This is a genomic window from Streptomyces sp. adm13(2018) (assembly GCF_008042145.1).
GTDB lineage: Bacteria > Actinomycetota > Actinomycetes > Streptomycetales > Streptomycetaceae > Streptomyces.
The window spans coordinates 1-2,311 of sequence record NZ_RDBH01000211.1 but is presented as its reverse complement, the minus strand read 5'-3'; the positions used below and the strand labels follow the sequence as shown (position 1 = coordinate 2,311).

Below are 2,311 nucleotides of genomic sequence, written 5' to 3'. Positions count from 1 at the left end.
GCTGCCGGGGTCTCCCCCCGCCGGCCGAAGGTGGAGCGGATCCGGCTCTTCGTACGGGTCGGCTCGGCCGGGGCCGCGCCGGAGCCCCCGCCGGCCCCGCCCGTCGTGGCCGCCGGGGCGGCCGAGGTCCCGGGCCTGCGGTGCCGGAGCGTGCACACCTCGGGGTCGGCGAGCGCGTCCAGGAAGGCGGCGACGTCCGGCCGGGCGCGTGGGTCGGCGGCCGTCATGGCCCGGAGCAGGGCGAGGAGTTCGTCCGAGAGGCGCGGGTCGAAGCGGAGTTCCGCACCGCTGCTCACGGCGTCGGCGGGGGAGTCGAACCCCGCATCGTAGCCGGGGAGTTCGCCCACCACGTAGGTGTGGGTCATCAGGCCCAGCGCGAAGATGTCGACCGCGCAGGTGAGGTCCTTCGGCCGGACCGTCCCGTCGAGCTTGATGTAGCGGAGCCACTCCGGGGCGCCGTAGACGGAGTCGCCGGCGATGGCGTCGGGCTGCGGGGGGTTCCCGGAGCCGTACGAGTCGTCGAAGTCGATCAGCTTCGCCGCGTGGAAGGCGGCGCCCTCCCGCTTCTGCACCAGCACGTTCAGCGGCTTGAGGTCGCCGTGCACGGTGCCGCTGTCGTGCAGCTGCTTGAGGCTCGATCCGAGGGTCTTGAGCAGCACCGTCTTCTGCCGGGGCTCCAGGCTCTGGGGCCGGTCCAGGCTGGTGGTGTCGATCCGCTCCGTGACCTTGTAGTACGTGGATCCCACGTGGAAGAAGTCGGTGGCGAGCACGATGTTGCCGCCGCCGAGGGTGTCCGGCCGCAGCCGCTTCATGACGTCCCGGTGCCGCTTCTCGAACTCCTTGGCGACCTCGCGGCGGATGCGGACGCTCTTGGAGTCGGCGGCGTCGTCGCGCGGGCGCTTGGGTTCGAGGAACTGCTTGATGAAGTACTGGCCTCCGTCCTTCTCCGCGAAGGCCCAGATGCACTTCCCCCCGTTGGCGTTGGTCGGTTCGGTGACGATGCGGTAGCCCGCGATCGTGTCGCCCAGTTTCATCGGTGCTCCTCGGACGCGGGCGGCAGGTGGCTCTCGTACGTGGTCCGGTAGGTCTCCCAGGTGTGGTCCTGCCAGGCGCGGACGCGGGCCTGCGTCGCCTGGGGGCCCTCCGGCTCCTCCGGCTCCCCGCCTCCGGCGCGCGGCGCTCCGTCGAGGACGGCCGGACGGCCCCGCATGTACCGCTCGGTCAGTTCGGCGAACCGGGGCTCGTACGTGGCGACCAGCGCCGGGAAGTCCTGGTGGCCGAGGGCGAGCAGCGCCAGCGAGGCGTCGTCCCCGGTGTACCGCTGGACGCCGCGGCGGAGCAGGTCGGCCCACTCGTACGTGGTGTTGGCCCGGCGCAGGGTGTCCAGGAGCAGGTACTCGAAGTCGGCCGGGGTGTGCACGTAGCCGAAGTAGCCGTCGGTGGCGGCGATCAGCACACACGGCATCTCGAACGAGGCGATGTGCTGCGTGTCGATGGTGAACTCCCGGTCCGCGCAGATGACGTTGGTCATCGGCGGGTCGGTGCGCAGCAGTTCGAGGGCATCGCTCTCGCGGGTGTGGTCCCGGGTGAGGACGTGCAGGCCGCCGGAGGGCGTGAGGACGTACGCGCGGGAGTCGCCGGCCCACAGGGGGCGCAGTTCGACCGTGGCCTGCTCGCCGCGGACGCGGTAGTGCACACCGGCCAGGGTCGTCGGCAGGTGCCGGCGCATGGTGCCGCCGATCTTGCTGCGGCGCTGCGGGGCCATCGCGAGGAACCAGTCCAGGTACTGGTGGAGGCTGTCGGGACCGGCCTCCTCGCCCTCGCGTGCCACCTCGCGGAACCAGCACTCGGTGGCGAGCCGCGCGACCCGTGAGCCGACCCAGGCCCCGGTGTGCCGGAGCCCGTCCGGGCCCTGCCAGACCGGGCCCGCGCCCGCGCCGCCCGAACCGTCGAACACCGCGATCATGCCCTCGTCGCCTGGCCAGTGGTGCACCACGAACGGTTCGGCGTCCTCGCCGTGACCGGTCACCTGCTCGGTCCAGACCGAGAGCGCCTGGAACCCGGTGAAGCTCTCGGGCGCCGACCACACCAGCTGGGGCGGCAGCCTGCGCTCGTCCGGCTTGGGTTCGTCGCCGGGCCCGGCGGGGGCGCGGTGCGCTCCCTTGGGGCCCGCCATCGGACCCGGTCCGATCAGCGGACCGGCGGCACCGCCGACGGCACCCGCGGGCGCCGGTGCCGCGGCGGACGCGGGCGGCGGGGGAGGTCCGGGCGGCCCGGGCGGCGGAGGCGGGCCCGGCGGCCCGGGCCGCCC

Annotated in this window: 2 protein-coding genes; both read right to left on the bottom strand. The window is 73.6% G+C overall.

The features are described 5' to 3' along the window. Positions 1–1,034 (bottom strand): protein kinase domain-containing protein (locus EAO70_RS35705; RefSeq protein WP_148006949.1); only part of this gene is annotated, 1,034 nt, incomplete at its 3' end. Continuing rightward, positions 1,031–2,176: a serine/threonine protein phosphatase gene (locus tag EAO70_RS35700; RefSeq protein WP_261993221.1), complete on the bottom strand. Its 1,146-nt coding sequence runs from the start codon at positions 2,174–2,176 to the stop codon at positions 1,031–1,033. The genes EAO70_RS35705 and EAO70_RS35700, both read right to left, overlap by 4 nt. Positions 2,177–2,311 lie beyond the last annotated feature (135 nt).

Excerpts from the sequence above, each read along its gene's own strand:
- EAO70_RS35700 (WP_261993221.1), bottom strand. The coding sequence starts at position 2,176 with ATGGCGGGCCCCAAGGGAGCGCACCGCGCCCCCGCCGGGCCCGGCGAC.